Source organism: Azohydromonas aeria (assembly GCF_009760915.1).
Taxonomy (GTDB): domain Bacteria; phylum Pseudomonadota; class Gammaproteobacteria; order Burkholderiales; family Burkholderiaceae_C; genus Azohydromonas; species Azohydromonas aeria.
Genome location: NZ_VIDQ01000012.1, coordinates 88,274 through 104,655, shown reverse-complemented (window position 1 = coordinate 104,655; position 16,382 = coordinate 88,274). Strand labels below are relative to the sequence as shown.

Here is a 16,382-nt window from a genome sequence, read left to right as displayed (position 1 = left end):
ATCAGCCGCCCGTGACCGTGAGCGTGCCCTTGACCTGCGGCGTGCCGCCGGCCGGCCACACGATGAAGTCCCAGGTCGTCGTGCCCGATCCGGGAGTGATGTAGAGGTTGCTGTTGTTGCCCCAGACCGTCGAGGGCTTCACCATCGGAACAATGGCATTCAGTCCAGACGACAGGTTCTGCGTCGCCGCCCTGTCGGATGTGGTCGGCGTCGTGCCGCTGGGTACCCAACCGGAATAGGCGCCGGTCGTTGCGACCCCATCCGATGCCGGCGCCGGGCTGATAGCCCAATAGACGTTCAGCGTGAACTGGCTGGAAGGGGCGATGACCTTCTTGCCGTTTGAGCCGGTGCTGAGCCCAGAGGCGTCGAACGTGCTCTTGACGGCGGTGCCGCTGTGGCCGGTGATGGTGTAGGCCGTCACCGCCGCTCCGGTCGAGCCGGTCGCGGTGTTGCTGTTCGCGCCGGTGCCGACACCGTTGACGGCTGCAACTTGGTAGTCGTAGCTTGTGCTCGCGGTCAGCCCCGTGACGGTCGCGCTCGTGGTGGTCGAGGTGCCGTCAGCAAACGTCGTCCACGACCCGGAGCCGGTAACGCGGTACTGGATCACGTAGTCGGTGATTGCCGAGCCGTTGGCGGTCGGTGCGGTCCAGGTGAGCGGCTGCGTCGTTTCGGTCGCAGTGCCCAGCGTCAGGCCCGTGACCTGGCCGGGCGCGGCTGCTGCCGTCGAGCCGGTAACCGAGGTGCTGTAGGCACTGGAGCCAGCGCCGTTGACCGCAGCCACCTGATAGTCATAGGACACACCCGGCGTCAGGCCGGTGACGGTCGCGCTGGTCGCCGTGCTCGTGCCGTCCGAGAAGGTGAGCCATGAGCCCGAGCCAGTCACCCGGTACTGCACGATGTAGTCGGTCGTTGCTGTGCTGCCCTCCGTGCCAGCGGTCCACGACAGCGGCTGCGTCGTCGTCGTGGCCGTGCCCAGCGTGAGCGCGGTCGGGGCGCCTGCCGGCGTTCCGGTAGCGGCAGCGGTGGAGCCGGTCGCGGTGCTGCTGTAGGAGCCAGAGCCGGCGGCGCTCACGGCGGCAACGCGGTAGTCGTAGCTGGTGCCCGCCGACAGGCCGGTGACCGTGATGCTGGTGGCCGTCGAAGCGCTGTGCGCGAACGTCTGCCAGGAGCCGCTGCCGGCGACGGCGTACTGCACCGTGTAGTCGGTGATTGCGCTCGTGCCAGTGCTGCTGGGGGCGGTCCACGTCAGCGGCTGACTGCTGGTGGTGGCAGTGCCGAGCGTCAGGCCTGTTGGTGCGCCGGGAGGCGTTGACGTGCCGCCGCCAGCGGCGCCGAAGAACGTTGATAGCGCCGAGAGCGTAGTTTTGACTTCGGTCGTGCCCTGCGTCACGGTCACGATGTCCGTGCCGGCAAGCGCGCCAGCGGCGGCAAGATCGCCAGGACCTTGCGACTGCGTGAGCAACCATGCCAGAAACGTGCCGGCGGTGAAGTTCAGCGGGTCACCGTTGGTGTCGAACGCCGCCAGCTTGATCGCGTTGCCGTCAGCAATGCTGCCGAGCGTGGGTGCGCTGGGTCGGGCGAGGCGCCGCAGCTGCTTCGCCGTGGCCGTACACACCACCTCCTTCGCCCCGGCGCCGAACGTGCCCACAGCCGTCTCGGTGCTGGTGATCGTCAGCGTGTTGTCGCTGATCGTGGCCAGGCCGGTCAGGCGCGCGCCCGTGCTCGGCTCGGAGACGGCCACCATGACGCCAGTGGCGCCGCTCGGGAACGCGGCGGCGAAGGTGCGGAAGCCCTGGGCGGCGCCACCGAGCGTGAAGGGCCCGGTGCCGGTAGCGGTCTCCTTGACGAGGTCGGCTGTTTGCATGAGGCGGTGTTTCCTTGGGCGGTTGCGGTTTCGGGCGATTGCGTTTCAGTGCGACGGCCGCTGCGGCACTTCGGGCCACGGCTGGCCGGGTTCAACCACGTCCGGGTCGTAGCCGCCGCCCTCCGGGGCCTGGACGATCACGACGGGCACCGGATCGGTGACCAGCGCATCCATCCCCAGCGAGAGGCTAGGGCGCATGAAGACGATGGCCGACAGCGCCAGCGCGCGCTCGCGCGGCAGGACGATGACGGCCGACAGCGGCGCTGAGACTTCCGGCGTACCGCCGACGAAGGCTGAGAGCGCTGCGGAGGCGGAACCCTCGACCTGCACCGCGGCCTGCACCTGCGCGGAAAGTGACCCTCCTGCACCCTGCACGACGGCCGAGAGTGCAGAAGCCAGGGCCGGCGAGTCCTGCACGGCGGCCTGCAGCGCACCGCTGAGCAGCTGCTGCGCAGCAACCACCGCCGACAGCGAGGCCGCGCTGCTGCGCTCCGCCTGCACGCCGGCATCGAACGCTGCGGCGGCGGCGGGCGACGACTGCACCGCAGCGGACAACTGCGCCCCCGCGCTGCCGCTGGCGAGCACGAAGCCGTCGAGCGTGGCCGCGGCCGTCGCCGGCACGGCCACGGCGCCGGAGAGCGCGGCGGCTGCGGTGTTGACCGCGACCGAGCGCGCCACCACCGTGGTGCCGAGCTGGTGCCACGCATACGTGCCCGCCCAGCCTATGTCGGCGGCCCAGGCCGCAGGCAACCCGTAGTCGAACGGCCGCACTGCGGGCTGGCCGGAGCCGGCGCCGCCGAGCTCCATGGCCAGCAGCGAGCGGTAGCCGGCGCCGCCAGTGGTGAAGACGTAGGCACCAAGCGTGGCCGAGGCCGTGCGCGGGCCGCTGCCCGCACCGATGCCGCCCGCTTCGAGCAGCGCCAGCGAGCGAAAGCCGGCAGGCGCCGCCTGCGGCACCGCTGCGCCGCCGACCTCCTGGGCCAGCAGCGAGCGGAATCCTGCTCCCATCTGGGCTCAGGTCCGAGGGTTTGCGTTCAGGACGCGCCCACGATCGGCTGCGCGCTGCCGTCCGTGGCGAGCACCTTGGTGAACTGCGTGGTGGTGCCGTCCACCGCCCGCACGGTGAGCACGTTGCTGCTCACGCTCCAGGTCGGCTTCAACCCGGTGACTTCCAGGAACTGGGTGCCCTTCACGAGGGCTTCGTACACGTTGGCCGGCAGCACCTCGCACTCCAGGCGCACGGGCAGGCTGCCGCTGACCTGCACGAACAGCACCAGCGGACCCAGGGTGTTCGTGTCCGTGGCGTCGAGCGTGGCGTGGTAGATGCCCTGGCTGATGGCCGTGGCGCCGCCGCTGTTCTTGTTCGCGAGCGTGGTGCTGCCGTTCTTCCAGAGCTTGATGTCCGTGCTGGCAATGGTCGGGCTCGTGACGCTGACGCCGTCGCTGCTGGCGATGAAGGGCCCGAGCGGCACGATCTGGCCGGCGGTGCTCTGCTTGAGGCGGATGGTCATGGCTGCGGGCCCTCAGATGCGAAGCGGCCCGCGCACGGCGGGCCTGGAATGGGTTTACGTGGTGGCGCGGGTCAGCAGATGCCCTGCTGCTTGCGGTGATGCATGGCCAGCAGCGGCAGCAGCGTGCCGCCGCCGCTGGCCGCGGACTGCACCTCGAAGGCGAGCCACGCCACGGCGTTGCCGGCATGCGTCTCTGACAGCGTGAAGGCGCTGGTGTCCGGCCGCGGCTGCACGGCAGGGCGGACCAGCACCGCATCCCACTGGTCGGTGGCAACGGCGCGCTCGATGGCGCAGTTCGTGCCGGCGGCGAACGTCGAGGGCACAGTACCGGCGGAAGTCGCCGCGTCAGCGGCCAGCAGCCACAGCGCGGAGCCGGCGGAAGTCGGCGTGATGGCCTGGCTCACACCCGTGGAGCCGGAGCCGCTGTAGACCTTGTCCAGTGGCACCGGGGCCGAGGCATGGCCGCCCGCATGCAGCGCAGTGAAGAGGCCCCAGTTCAGGTTCTGGCCGCTGTCCCAGTTCACGGTGGCGGTGCGGCTCTCCGCGCCGGCGGAGCGCGCCCACCATGCGGCGACACGGTTGAAGCCGTTGACCGCCACGTCGGCGATGAGCGTCCACGTCATCGCGGTGCCGCTGTTCGTGATGGTCAGGTTGCCGGCCGGATTGGCGTCCGTGAACACCACGGCGACCACCACGATGTCGTCGGCCAGGGTTGCCATGGCCGCGGTGGTGATGGCGCCGCCGAAGGCATTGTTCGACGAGCCCGCGACGGCGGTGCGGATGTTGCTGATGGGCATGGATCAGACCTTCTGCACGGCGCCGCGAGTCCAGTTCGCCGGGTCCCGGACGTTGCCGAACATATCCACGTTGTAGGGCGCCGCCAGCGCGATGCCCGGCGGGATGACGTTCGACGCCGGCGTGAAGTCCAGGCCGCTTGCGCTCACGAAAGGATCACCCCCCGTGGCGCTGGTGCCGTTGGCCTCGCCCCAGGTGCCGCCGGAGGCAATGAAGTGGTTGTAGTTGTGCAGGTTGACGTGCTGCCAGTTCTGCGTGGCCGAGTTGAAGAAGGCGTTGTTGCGCCAGTCGTTGCCGCTGGGCACCTCGATCACCATTTCAACGTCGGGCTGCACGTAGCTGCCGGTGCAGTTGTAGAACGTGTTGTTGTAGACCTTGGTGTTGTGCCAGGTCTCGCGGTCCCCGTTGGGGTTGCCGGTCCAGCCGCCGATGCAGCCGTTGGCCGCCGGCGCCCAGGTGCGGCTCGCAGGGCGGTAGAACACGTTGCCGTAGACGCGGAACTCGGCCGTCTTGTTGCTGCCGGTGGCCGACCACTGTAGGCCGCCGGTGCTCTGCACGTCGGTGATGATGTTCCAGCGCCAGGTCACGACGCAGCTTGTGCCGGTGGAGCCGTAGGTGGATGCGACCTCGCCGTGCACCGACGAGCCGAAGTTGAACCGATCGACGTAGCTGTGCTCGATGGTGTGGCCGATCGCGCCGGTGCTGGGCGCCCACACCGGGCACCGGCCGATGCCGAAGAACCAGCAGTGGCTCGCGGTGAAGGAACTGCCCTGCCCGGTGGAGAAGTTGACCACCGCGAAGCCGTCGTTGCCTGCCGAGCCGCCACTGGTGCCGGCCGAGTTCATGCCGATGAGCTTGACGTGGCGCACGAAGATGTTGTTGCCGCCGCTCATGCGGAACACCGGGGCAGAAGGGCTGGTCTGCGTGCACTCGAAGCCGTGGCCGCTGGTCCAGGCGCCGGGGCCGCCGCCGGTGACGCCGTCGAAGGTCCAGAAGCTCGAGGCGAACTCGTGCGTGCCCGTGAAGGCGCAGACGCCCGTGGCCATGGAGTTCGTCCAGCCGCCGCTGGCGTCCTCGCCATGGTCCTCGGCCGTGGCCTTCCTGATCGTGATGGGGGCCGTGCCCGACGTGTTGTAGGTGCGGGCGGTGTAGTTGCCCGCCATCAGGTAGTAGGTCAGGCCGCGCTGGAACGTGAGCGTGCTCCACTGCGCGCGGTTCGCCCAGGTGCTGCCGCTGCCGTTGCCTGCGGCTGTGGGGCCGACGTAGCGGAACGCCGCGTTGCCCGTGCCGGTGCCGACCACGTCCACCTGCGCCGAAAGCGACGCCTGCAGCAGCCGCTCCGCGCGAAGCGCAACGCTCAGCGGGGCTGTGGCGAAGCGGGTGAGCGACGGCGGCGGCGCCGTCTCGACGATGCGCGAGCGCGGCATGCGCCCCATGCCGGAGCGCGCACGAAGGGGACGGCCTGCCATCGCGTCAGCCGTCGATTTCCTCGACCAGCACCGCGATCGTCACGGGCCCGGTGCCGGCCGCGGCGCGAAAGCTCAGCTGGCCCGAGGCCGGCACACTGATCTCGGCGCCGGGCACGGCCACGAACTTGTCGATGCCGCCGTTGGTGTTGGGCCCGAAGGCCCAGATCGGCCGCGCCGCGAGCGTGGGCTGCGCGCCCCAGGTGGTGAAGGCGGAAAAGCTCGCCGCGGCAGAGTTGGAGTTGACCTTCTCGGCCGCGAGGGCGCCGCCGGCGCCGGTGCCGCCCGTCGAGCGCGACATCAGCACCTCGTTCGCACTTGACGTGGTGCCCATGCCCTTCAAGTCCACCATGAGCACGCGCAGCGGCTTGTTGTTGGCCGCGACCAGCGTGAGCAGGTCGGCCGAGGTGGACAGGGCCGTGGCGGTGCGCGTGATGCTGAAGATAGGCATGGGGCTGCTCGCGAAGATTCAGGGGAAAGCCGGGCTCAGGGGTACAGGTCCGCCCGCGAGACGATCACGGTCGTGCCGTCGAAGTACACGCGGACACCGTTGACCTCGGCCACGGCGAGCTCCACGCCCTGCTGCGCCTCGGTGCCGGCGTTGCGCACGCCGCGGCGGCGGAACATCACGCCGTCGGCCTCGGTGAGGATCAGGCGGGCAGCGCCGTTGCTCGCCGCGCGCGCGCCCGTGGCGGCGTCGGCGGCGATCTCAAAGGGGGTCGGGTTGGTCATACGGCGAACGATCGGGGCAGCTGCGGCTCGGCGCCGGGCTCGGGCACGAAGAAGGAGACGTTGACGCCGGCGAGCGTCACGCCGTTGCCCCAGAGGGTGATGCCGTCCTGGGTCTTAGCGGCGAGGACCGAGCGAAAGGCGCCCTGCACGCTGGAGTCGAACTCGCCGAACACCACGTCGTACTCGACGCCGGGTTTGAGGTCTTCGAGGTCGAAGGTGACATCGACGCCGATCACCTCTTCAAGTTGCTTGGTCATCGGCTGGGGCGTGAAAAAGCCGCCCGGAGGCGGCTTGGATGTTCTGGGGCTGCTGCGGGTCAGGTGCAGTAGCGCTTGTTGCGGACGATCTGGCTGACGGCGAACTGGCTGACCCCGTACTCGTCGGCGATGGACTGTTGGGAACGGCTGCTGGTGGCGTAGAGCGCGCGGATCTCGTCGGCCTGTTCCTGGGTCAGTTTGGCGCGGCCGTTTTGCTCGCCGGTGTTGATGTTCTTGCGCAGTCCGCGTTCCGCGACATCTCGCATGTTCTGCTTGTGGTCACCGAGGTACAGGTGATTTGGGTTGCAACACAAGGTGTTGTCGCACGTGTGCAAAACCATTGCGCCCTCGGGAATTTCACCTTTGACAAGCCTGTAGGCCAGTCGATGCGTGCGCCACTGCTTGCCCTCGTAGGACGCAACCCCGTAAGGAGACGAGTTGTTCGGTCCTTGCGATGAGAAACCGAGCCAGCGCCAGCATTCCTTCTTACTGCGCTTGTCCACTTGAACCCAGAAACGATCTTCGCGGCCCCTGGCCCAGCGCGCGCGCTGAACTTCGTCTTTGAGGCAGCCGCAACTCTTGGTTCTTCCGGTCCTGACCACCGTCTCAGGCAGCACCCTTTCTGTGCCGCAGATGCATCGAACACGCACGGCCGTGTGGCCGTGCTTGTCGATGCCAACCCTCTCAAGGATCGTGAGTCTGGATTCCATGGCGCACCTTTCGTGAGGTCGGGTGCGCAGTATATCTCAGACAAAATAATTAGTTATTAAATCTCATCCCAAGAAAAAGATGCGGTCTCCGTCGCCGTCAGCCCGCCCGACGCCGTGCTCTGCACTTCCATCATCAGCACCACGTGGTCGCCCTTCTCGCCGTTGCCGGTGTAGGGGCCCGCGCCCAGGCTCAGCGGCGAGGCGGAGGTGTAGGAGAAGAAGTTCGTGAAGCCGCTCGTGCTGGTGGGCTCGGCCGGCTGCGCGTAGTTCGTCACGGCCTTGGCCCACAGGTTGATGCCGGTGCCCATGCCGTTGGCGCCGTCGCTGTAGGCGCGGATGTTGGTGATCTGGGTGTAGGTGCCCCCGGTCACCTCCAGGCGCAGCCACTTCTCGAACGAGAAGTCGCTGCCGCTGGCGGGCTTGACCATGGGGTTGACCAGATCCACGGTGGCGTTATCGGCGTTCTTGAAGCGGATGCCGCCGGAGGCGTCGGTGGCGGTGCCGCCGGCGCCCGTCTTCTGGATGATGCGAACGGTAGCAGGCATGCGCCTCCTCCTTCAGAAAGTGAAAGGGCCGCCTCGCGGCGGCCCGGTGCGTCAGCGGATCAGGCTCAGACCGGCTGGCTGGCCGGGTAGCCCTTGACGGCGGTCATCGACAACTCGATGCCGTTGGTGTGCGTGCCGGTGTAGTCGGCCACCACGCGCGAGTAGCGCTTGTTGCCGATGTAGCCAACCTTGTAGACCGCGTCGTCCTCGGCGTTGTCGTCCACGGTCAGGAACGTGCCGTTGGCATCCACCGCCACGTAGGGCGCGGTCGTGGACTGCTTCACGTCGTAGGCCCGGGTGACGGCGTTCCAGGTGGCGCCGTCGTCGGACTCCTGCAGCTTGAAGTCGATCTTGACCGAGCCGGAGAGCGTGTCGGCCGTGATGCCGACGTTGACGACATGCAGGATGGCGTCGAAGCCCTTGCGGTCCACCGCGGCGCCGTTCTGGTCGGCGGTGTAGACGGCCGGCGACAGCGTCTGCTGCAGCGCCAGGTTGGAGAAGAGGTCGCGCATGACGATTCCTTCGATGTTGGGTGTTCAAGCAGGCCCGCGCAGCGGGCCCTGTTGGCTGGCTGTCGGGCCGATCAGGCGGTGCCGATCTTGAGCTTCTTCAGCGCCTCGCTCTTTTTGACGCCGCCGCCGACGCGCTTGCGCGCGCGGTACACCACCAGGCCGTCATCGGCGCCGGTGATGTAGTCGGGCATGAAGCCGAGACCCACGCGGTCCACGATGGTGTAGGCGCGCTTGAAGTCGCCGAAGGCCACCGGGTAGGCGCCGGCGCCGACATCGGGCATGTCCGGGAACTCGACGTAGGCCGTGCCGTTGATGGTGTTGGGCGCCGCGTTGGCGATACCGGCCACCCAGAGGTACTGGCCCTGGTTGTCCTTGAGCTTGCGGATGTCGCGGATCGTGCGGCGGTTCATCGCCCACACGGCCGAGCGGGTGTAGACCGTCTTGAGCTCGTAGAACAGGTTCAGCAGCCCGTCGGCCGTGATCTGGCTGGCGTGGCCGGAGACGACCTCGCCGATGCCCGACGCGACCAGGAAGCCTTCCATCTGGTGGTTGGCGTTGCCGGTGCCGCTCACGGACTCGATGCCTTCCTTGACGGCCATCTGTTCGGACACCTCCTCGCGCAGCTCGGCCATCAGGTCGTAGCCGCTGTCTTCGAGCATCTGCTGCGAGACCTCGTGGCGCGCGAACATCTCGGGCGCCAGGATCTCGCCCATGCCGTAGCGCGGGTCGGTGCTGTTGGGGCGCGGCTGCACCTCGCCCACGCGGGTGGCGCTGCCGGTGCCGATGCGCTTGGGCCACTTGTAGGAGTGGGCGCCGATGGTGCGCACGGTGGCCAGGGCGCGGATGGGCGACATCTCGATGATGTCCTTGAGGATCGCGCGCTCCAGGTCCGGGGGTGCCAGCAGGTAGCCGGCCGAGGCGTCGTCGCCCTTGACCAGGGCGGCCATGTGCTGCTTGAGCAGGCTCACGTCCTCGGGGGCGCGGTTCTCGTGGCGGGTGCGCATGACGCGGTCGAACGCGGCGCGCAGCTTCTGCGCATCGTCCTCGCCCTTGGCGCCGCCGCCGCCGACCGCGGCGCGATTCAGCAGCGTCTCCAGCCGGTCCAGCTGCTCCTGCTGGGCCTGCTGCGTCTTCTGCGCCAGCACGATCTGCTGGTTGGTGTTCTCGTACTGGTCGAGCTTGTCGCTGATCTTCTCGACCTTGGCGGTCAGGTCGCCCACGGCCTTGCCGTCGGCCTTCGCCGCGAGCAGCTTGTCGTTGTTCTCACGCAGCTGCGTGACGGCTTCCATGACTTCCTGGACGGCCTTCTTGGTGTCGTCGGACATGACGTGTTTCCTTCTGGAATGCAAAAAGCCCGCTGGTGCGGGCTTCGTTGGGCTGGTGGGAGGGAGCGGGCTCTAGGCGCTCGGCAGGGCCTTCAGGAAGGCTGCGAGGCGCTGGAGCTCGGTCGCGCCCTCGTCGCGAGGGGCGGGTGGAGCCGCGGCCGGCGCGGGCGCGGCGGCAGCGGCGGGTTCCCGGATCTCGTCGCGAGGCCCGGTGTGCAGTGCGGCCTTGGCCAGTGCGATGGCGCACTTGGCGTCGGCCGCGGAGAGGCCAACCACGTCGCGCAGTTGGCGTTCAAGGATGCGGACCTCGTTGGAGGCGCTGGCGTCGTCGCCGCCGGCGTCCAGCAGGTCCTGCGGAGCGTTGCGGAAGAGGGGCAGCATGGCCGAGCGCGCGTGCGCGCGGGCGGCCTTCTTGTCCTCCTTCTTCTTCGCCGGCACCAGCACGTCGGCGAAGCCTTCGTCCACGGCCTTCTGGCCGCGGAACCACGTCTCGGCGTTCACCCAAGCCTGGATGTCGGCGCGGTCCGCGCCGGTGCGCGCGGCGTAGATGTCCACCAGGCCCTCCTGGAGCCCGTCGAGCACGTCGGCCTCCTTGCGCATGGCCTCCGCGTCCCCGATTGCGAGGCTCCACGGCTTGTGGATCATCATGCTCGCACCCTCGCTGATGCGGATTTCGTCGCCGGCCATGGCGATGATCGAGGCGATGGATGCCGCGATGCCGTCGATGTGCACGATGACCCTGGCCGGGTGCGCGGCCAGGGCGTTGTAGATGGCCGTGCCGTCGAAGACAGCGCCGCCGGGCGAGTTCAGCCGCACGTTGAGCGTGCTCACGTCGAGTGCGGCGATCTCCTTGGCGAAGTCCTCGGCCTGCACGCCATCCCACCAGCCACCGATGTCGCCATAGATCCACACGTCGGCGGTGTCGGCTTCCTCGGTGCTGGCGGCCACGCGCACGTGCCCCGGGCCCAGCGCCTGCGGTGCGCGGTTGCGCGCGGTGGCCGACAGGGCGCTCAAGTCGATGATCGGCTTGGCCATGGTGTTTCCTTCCTGCGTGTCGTCGTCCGCGGCCGGCAGTTCGGCCAGGACTGCGGCGAGCGCGTCTTGCGCGTCGCGAATGCGTTGCTCGTTGCGCGCGCTCAGCACGCGCCCGGCGTTGTTGCGGTTGCCCATGGGCTACTCCTCGGCGGGAGCCGACGCCGGTTCCGCAGCCGGCTGCTGCAACCCGCTCGCGCCCGGCACCGGGTCCGGTGTCGGCTTGCTGGCGTCGGTGAGGTTGAGCTGCACGCGGTAGGTGTCGCCGCCGTCGTAGGGGTTCATCTCTTCCAGCGCGCGGATTTCGTTGGGGTTGATGGCCCCCATGTCGAACAGCGAGCGGTAGAAGTCGGCGCGGTCCTTGTGGGCGCCGCGCATCAGGCCGTTGGGGTTGAACTTCGCGTAGAGCCCGCTGCGCATCTCCGCGTCGGTCAGCAGGTTCACGTCGATGCTCATTTCCAGGCGCCGATACCACGGGGCCAGGCAGTGCACGACGTGCGCGAGAAACATCTGCTCCGCGCTGGCGTAGGTGGCGGTCTTGTCGGAGTAACCGACCATCAATGGCGCGCACCTAAACGCCCGGCAAATCTCTTCCACTTGATGACGACGCACCTCAAGGTGCTGCTGGTCCACGCCCGTCATCGTGGTGGGCGTGTACTTGGCCCCGCGGTCCAGCACGAAGGGCCGGAAGCGGTTGTCCCCGGTGACCTGCGTGGCGATCCAGTCGCGCAAGGTCTTGTACTGATCCTTGTTCAGCGTGCCCTCGATCGAGTACACGCCGCTGGTCTGCCCGCCATTGGCGTGCATCACTGCATGCGACTCCTCGGCCGCGATCGACAGGCCGATGGCCTCGCGCGCCAGATTCAGGATCTGCAAGCCGTCCTTCAGGTCCCAGGCCGGGCCCTTGACGTGCCACACCTGATCCGCCGAAAGCACCGCGTACTCGCCGTTGCGGCTCGTGACCCGGTACGTCAGGCGCCGGAACTCGTCCTGCTCGACCTGAACCTCATTGGGCAGGAACGGGATCAGCTCGCGCACCTGGCCGCGCACGACGTTCTTGAACGCGATGAACCGCCCACACAGCGCCGTGTGGAAGACGACCTGCTCGAAGAACTCAAAGCTCGTCTGCCAGGGGTTCGGCCGGCGCGACAGCAGCCAGTGCAAGGGATGGTCGTCAGCCACGTCGGAACCGCCGGCCTCGCCCTTGCGCTTGCGGTGGATGGCGAACGGCACCTGCGCCACGCCTTCGGCGATCACGCGCAGGCAGGCCAGCACCACGGTCACCTGCAGCGCCCGGTCCACCGTGACGGCCATGCCGGACTTCGCCCGGCCACCGAAGCCGAAGGACTCCCAGAAGCCCTCACCACCCCAGGCCTGCGCCTGGCGCTCGCGCGGCGCCAGCAGTTTCCCGAAAAAGCTCACCTGCTTCAGCCGCGGCGCGCCGCCAGGATGCCGGCCACCAGCGCCAGCGCGCCGCCGGTGAGCCAGCCCGCCGCGGGCAGCAGCAGCCAGGCGCCGTGCGCAAGCGCGGCCGAGCCGCCCAGCACCAGGGCGTCGGGGATGGAGGCGGCTGCCAGGGCCGCGCATGCGCGGCTTCCCCGCACCAGGCCGGAGGCGAGGCGCGCGGCGGTGGTAGAGGGGTTGGACATGGGCTATTCCCAGAACGATTCTTCGGCGACCGGCTCGCGCGCCATCAGGCCCACGGCCATGACGGCAGCCACGATCAGGTCGATGCGGCCGGTGGCCTTTTCCTTGGACAGCTTGCGGTTCTCGGCGTCGTCCTGGACCGTCACGGCGTTGCTGGCGTTCCAGTTCAGCACCGGGTGGTCGGCGTGCGCAAGCTCGCCGTTGAGCAGCATCCGCTCGAATTCCTCGATGGCGGGGCTGATTTCCTTGTATCCCTGGCCGAAGGGCTCCATCGGCGGCAGGCTGATGCCTTCGTCCGATGCCAGAGCGATCAGATCCTCGATGCGCCAGCGGTCGTAGGCGATCTTCTGGATGTCGAAGAACTCGGCCAGCGCCGTGAGGCGCTGCAGCACGACGCGCTTGCTGATCGCGCGGCCCGGCGTGGTCTCCAGGAAGCCCTTGGCCTTCCAGGCCACGTAGGGCACCTTGTCGTTGTCGGCCTTCTTCTGCAGGCCCTCGTCAGGCAGCCAGCAAAACGGCACCAGCAGCCAAGGCTCGCCACTGCGCTCCGGCTCCACCAGGAACACCAGGCCGGTGAGGTCGGTGGTCGATGAGAGGTCCAGCCCGCCCCAGGCGCGACGCCCGCGCAGGTTGCGCCAGTCGAACTCCAGCTTCACCGACTTCCACACGTCGGCCGACAGCCATGGCGATTCGGCTTCGGTCCACTGGCAGAAGTTCAGGCGCCGCACGATGGCTTCCTTCGACGGCATGCCGCGCGCCTCGGTGACCTGCTCGCGCAGGTACTTCATGCCCGGCAGGTCGGCGTCCTGAAGCGAGGGGTTGGCCTTCACCCAGCAGGACTCGTCCGCGAAGGGGTCGTCCTTCTCGTCCAGAGCGCAGATGAAGGTGAACAGGGCATCGTCTTCGAGCGTGCCCGCGGCCACCTTGGCGCCGTACTCGTGGTAGTGCCAGCAGGGGCTTTGCTTGTTGGAGCCGCTGTTGGTGATGATGAAGATGAGCGCCTGCCGCCGGCTCTTGGTGCCGGCGCGCATCATCTCCACGACCGTGTTCGTCTTGTGCTCGTGGAACTCGTCGATCAGCGCGATGTGCGGGCGCGGTCCGCTCTGTCCATCGTCCGACGACACGGGCCGGAAGAAGCTGCCGGCCTGGAGGTAGGCCAGGTTCCAGCAGCGCTCACCCGTGCCGCTCTTGGTCAGCCGTTTCGCGAGCTCCGGCGACTGGTCCACCATGGCCACGGCGTCGCGGAAGAGGATCATGGCCTGATCCTTCTTCGTCGCGGCGGCATAGACCTCGGCCCGGGCCTCGTTGTCGGCCACCATGCCGTGCAGGCCGATGCCCGCCGACAGCGGACTCTTGCCCGAGCCCTTGGCCGTCTCGATGTAGGCGACGCGGAAGCGCCGCCAGCCGTCGGCGCCTTTCCATCCGTGCAGGCTGCCGATGACGAACTGCTGCCAGGGCAGCAGCACGAAGGGCTTGCCCTCGAAGTCGCCGCCGTTGAGCTTCAGCACCTTCTCGAAGAAGCGCAGCGCCTTGTTGGCGGCGTCCGAGTCCCACTTCAGGCCGCGGGCCGGGCCGCACTCCAGGTCGCGCAGGTGCCGCGCACACGCGGCGCGCACATGCGGGCCGGCGATGCGGACACCGTCAACGACCGACTGCGCGTAGGCGGTGACGGGATCGGTGGGCGGCGCCTTCGCTTTATCCGAAGAATTCGCTGAGCGGGTCCTTCTTTTCGGCGTCGTCGGGGTTTTGGACATGGACCTTGCTTCTTGCCGCCGGCGTCAGCCCGAACTCCACCAGCCACGCCTTGAAGCGCCGGTCCGCGTCGGCCAGCATCGCCACCGCCGGGTTGGCCTTGATGACGGTGTCGCCCTGCGTGCTCGTCGTCGTGTAGGTCGCGCCGCTCTCGTCCACCAGCTTCTGGTAGGTCAGGATCTCGGCGTACACCGCACAGCCGCGCTCCAGGGCGTAGGCGTCGGCCTCGGTGAGCACGCCCATGCGGTCGAGCAGCACAGACATGCGGCCCCAGGCGACCTTGGCCTCGTCGGGCAGGTGCGCGGGGCAGCTGGGAATCTCGCGGCGCGGCTTGGGCTCGCGCTTGTTGAGCGGCTTCTTCCCAGGATTGCCGGAGATTATTTTTAGGTGCGAGGGCTTCGGGGGCGGGCCCGGCATGGCTATTCCTTCACCGGCCAGCCATCGAGTCCGATCCGGGGTCTTGGCCGATAGCCCAAATCCTTGCGGGATTTCTCTTTGTGACAATCGTCACAAAGAGATTGCGCGTTCTCCGTGCGCCAGGCGCCGGTCGCCGGGTCAAAGAAATCATCGCCCCCGTTGGCCAGTGCCTTCACATGGTCTAAACAGGTAGCGAGCGTGACCCTTTGCTTGCTGCTGCACCGCACGCAGAGCGGGTGCATGCGCAAGTACCAGTCGCGGAACTGGCGGAGACGGTGGCCGCGGACTCGTTCAGTCATGGCGAGCCGGACATGAAAAAGCCCGCCGGGCGTGCGCGCGGCGGGCTTGGTGATTCGGTTCGGTGCTGGCCTTCAGGATTCGCCCGGGAACGCTCCGCCCTTGAGGGTGGCGGGGGCCGTCAACCACGGCGGCGAATTCGTTCCCGCAGGCAGCACCGGAACGGGACGTGGCGCGATTCTATGCGCTGTTTGCTTGCACACGCAACGCCTGCCGTCAAGACGTTGCGCGTTTCATGTGTGTCAGCCGATCAGCAGAAGCTGTCCCAGCGGCTTGGCGCCCTTGTCCCAATTGCACTTGCGGCAACAGCAGGCGACATTTGAATATGCGTGCTTGCCGCCCTGAGATATTGGAAGAATGTGATCTAATTCAGGCGCATTGTCCGCATAAGTTCCGCGCTTCGATTTTGGCGTCTTGCGCCTGCACAGGTGGCAGCGCCACCCGTCGCGCTCAAATACCTTTATCGGATTGACAGGCTCCGAGGTCACGCCTCTTTGGCGCATCTTTCGAGCCACTTTGCTTATGCGCACTGCCGCTCTTTTTCTGGCGCGGGCGCAATCAAAACACAAGTCTCGCCCCTTGTTTCCGTATAACGGACAATACTCAATTCCACATTCTTTGCATTTCACTACAGCGCCGGCATCATTATGCTTCTTGAGATTGGCGGCGTAATTACTTTCGCTGCTTTTGACTCGCTCATACTCTGTTCTGCACGGATCGCATCGCGACTTCATCCGACGACTGCCGAATGCTTCTCCACAATCAGAACAATAAATTGCATAGTATGTGCAATATGTTTGCTGAGAATGCTTCTTCTCAAACTCCCGCGTGCGCTCTGGATTTGCTATTCTCCAGGCTTCAGTGGCGCATCGCTTACTGCAATACATCCTCTTGACATTTTTGACACTTATCTCTATCCCGCAGTGTCGGCAGTGCGTTGCGTCTTCCCGAATTTCACCAAAACGCTTGATGTGCTCATAGTGCCGCGTGCAATAGCCTAGCGAGTCATGCTTGCCTTGGCAGCCTTCGACGAGGCAGCCGTAGCGCCGGACGCGCCTTGGTTCAGGCTTTGGCTTTTTGGGCTTTTTCGGCGGCGCCGGGACGCAGTCATAGCAGTGCTTGCGCTCGCGGCCATTGCTGAAAAGCGGCTTCGGATGTTCGCAGGCATGCCGACTGCGGTGCTGCGACAGACATCGCTCCGTCCCGCACGGGACGCAATACTTCTGCCTGCCCCGAGTCACGGCGTAGTCAGCCCCGCAGATCACGCATTGCTTGGTACGCGGCTTCTTGGGTTCATCAATCGGATGCTTGCGCGGCCGACCCGCGCCAGGCCGCTTGCCACCAGAGTTGGGGCGTGGCCCACCCCGCCCTGGGCGTGAACAATAAACCAGCCAACGCAGTGAGCCTTGCAGTGCGCCGACCTTCAGGCGCTTATAGTTGCCGTCGTCCATTTCAACCTCTCAAACAGGTTGGGGTGGAAAGAGGCTCGGTGGTGTTGCAAGCACTTCCGAGCCTCGCCA

Annotated in this window: 19 protein-coding genes; all 19 read right to left on the bottom strand. The window is 67.3% G+C overall.

Features of this window, described 5'->3' with window-relative positions:
- Nucleotide 1: 1 nt before the first annotated feature.
- Complete coding sequence (locus tag FJ694_RS10195; RefSeq protein WP_157266618.1) at nt 2-1,864, bottom strand: fibronectin type III domain-containing protein; 1,863 nt, start codon at nt 1,862-1,864, stop codon at nt 2-4.
- 45 nt (nt 1,865-1,909) lie between these two features.
- Entirely contained in the window at nt 1,910-2,872 is a 963-nt protein-coding gene (locus FJ694_RS10190; protein WP_157266616.1) for a hypothetical protein, read from the bottom strand.
- A gap of 26 nt (nt 2,873-2,898) precedes the next feature.
- On the bottom strand, nt 2,899-3,375 hold the full coding sequence (locus FJ694_RS10185) for a hypothetical protein (RefSeq protein ID WP_157266614.1): 477 nt from the start codon (nt 3,373-3,375) through the stop codon (nt 2,899-2,901).
- 71 nt (nt 3,376-3,446) lie between these two features.
- Nucleotides 3,447-4,172, bottom strand: coding sequence for a hypothetical protein (locus FJ694_RS10180; protein WP_157266612.1), 726 nt, complete (start codon nt 4,170-4,172; stop codon nt 3,447-3,449).
- Between the two features lie 3 nt (nt 4,173-4,175).
- On the bottom strand, nt 4,176-5,597 hold the full coding sequence (locus tag FJ694_RS10175) for a hypothetical protein (RefSeq protein ID WP_157266610.1): 1,422 nt from the start codon (nt 5,595-5,597) through the stop codon (nt 4,176-4,178).
- 46 nt (nt 5,598-5,643) lie between these two features.
- Nucleotides 5,644-6,087 (bottom strand): hypothetical protein, encoded by a 444-nt coding sequence (locus FJ694_RS10170; RefSeq protein ID WP_157266608.1) that lies wholly within the window; start codon nt 6,085-6,087, stop codon nt 5,644-5,646.
- 35 nt (nt 6,088-6,122) lie between these two features.
- Nucleotides 6,123-6,368, bottom strand: coding sequence for a hypothetical protein (locus FJ694_RS10165; protein WP_157266606.1), 246 nt, complete (start codon nt 6,366-6,368; stop codon nt 6,123-6,125).
- Nucleotides 6,365-6,625 (bottom strand): hypothetical protein, encoded by a 261-nt coding sequence (locus tag FJ694_RS10160; protein WP_157266604.1) that lies wholly within the window; start codon nt 6,623-6,625, stop codon nt 6,365-6,367. Before FJ694_RS10160 ends, FJ694_RS10165 begins: the two co-directional genes overlap by 4 nt.
- 59 nt (nt 6,626-6,684) lie before the next feature.
- Entirely contained in the window at nt 6,685-7,335 is a 651-nt protein-coding gene (locus tag FJ694_RS10155; RefSeq protein ID WP_157266602.1) for an HNH endonuclease, read from the bottom strand.
- Between the two features lie 56 nt (nt 7,336-7,391).
- Nucleotides 7,392-7,880, bottom strand: coding sequence for a hypothetical protein (locus FJ694_RS10150; RefSeq protein WP_157266600.1), 489 nt, complete (start codon nt 7,878-7,880; stop codon nt 7,392-7,394).
- A 65-nt stretch (nt 7,881-7,945) separates the two neighbouring features.
- Nucleotides 7,946-8,392, bottom strand: a complete 447-nt coding sequence (locus FJ694_RS10145; protein WP_157266598.1) for a hypothetical protein — start codon at nt 8,390-8,392, stop codon at nt 7,946-7,948.
- A gap of 71 nt (nt 8,393-8,463) precedes the next feature.
- Complete coding sequence (locus FJ694_RS10140; protein ID WP_157266596.1) at nt 8,464-9,717, bottom strand: phage major capsid protein; 1,254 nt, start codon at nt 9,715-9,717, stop codon at nt 8,464-8,466.
- A gap of 72 nt (nt 9,718-9,789) precedes the next feature.
- The gene (locus FJ694_RS10135; protein ID WP_198320787.1) at nt 9,790-10,887 is read right to left on the bottom strand and encodes a head maturation protease, ClpP-related; all 1,098 of its coding nucleotides are present in this window, start codon (nt 10,885-10,887) and stop codon (nt 9,790-9,792) included.
- 3 nt (nt 10,888-10,890) lie between these two features.
- On the bottom strand, nt 10,891-12,171 hold the full coding sequence (locus FJ694_RS10130) for a phage portal protein (protein WP_157266594.1): 1,281 nt from the start codon (nt 12,169-12,171) through the stop codon (nt 10,891-10,893).
- A 5-nt stretch (nt 12,172-12,176) separates the two neighbouring features.
- The gene (locus FJ694_RS10125) at nt 12,177-12,398 is read right to left on the bottom strand and encodes a hypothetical protein (RefSeq protein WP_157266592.1); all 222 of its coding nucleotides are present in this window, start codon (nt 12,396-12,398) and stop codon (nt 12,177-12,179) included.
- Between the two features lie 3 nt (nt 12,399-12,401).
- Nucleotides 12,402-14,012: a terminase large subunit gene (locus FJ694_RS10120; RefSeq protein ID WP_232539974.1), complete on the bottom strand. Its 1,611-nt coding sequence runs from the start codon at nt 14,010-14,012 to the stop codon at nt 12,402-12,404.
- A 79-nt stretch (nt 14,013-14,091) separates the two neighbouring features.
- The gene (locus FJ694_RS10115; RefSeq protein WP_157266588.1) at nt 14,092-14,565 is read right to left on the bottom strand and encodes a phage terminase small subunit P27 family; all 474 of its coding nucleotides are present in this window, start codon (nt 14,563-14,565) and stop codon (nt 14,092-14,094) included.
- A gap of 2 nt (nt 14,566-14,567) precedes the next feature.
- Nucleotides 14,568-14,807: an HNH endonuclease gene (locus tag FJ694_RS37920; protein ID WP_375140207.1), complete on the bottom strand. Its 240-nt coding sequence runs from the start codon at nt 14,805-14,807 to the stop codon at nt 14,568-14,570.
- A 297-nt stretch (nt 14,808-15,104) separates the two neighbouring features.
- Complete coding sequence (locus tag FJ694_RS10105) at nt 15,105-16,313, bottom strand: HNH endonuclease (protein ID WP_157266584.1); 1,209 nt, start codon at nt 16,311-16,313, stop codon at nt 15,105-15,107.
- Between the last annotated feature and the right edge of the window lie 69 nt (nt 16,314-16,382).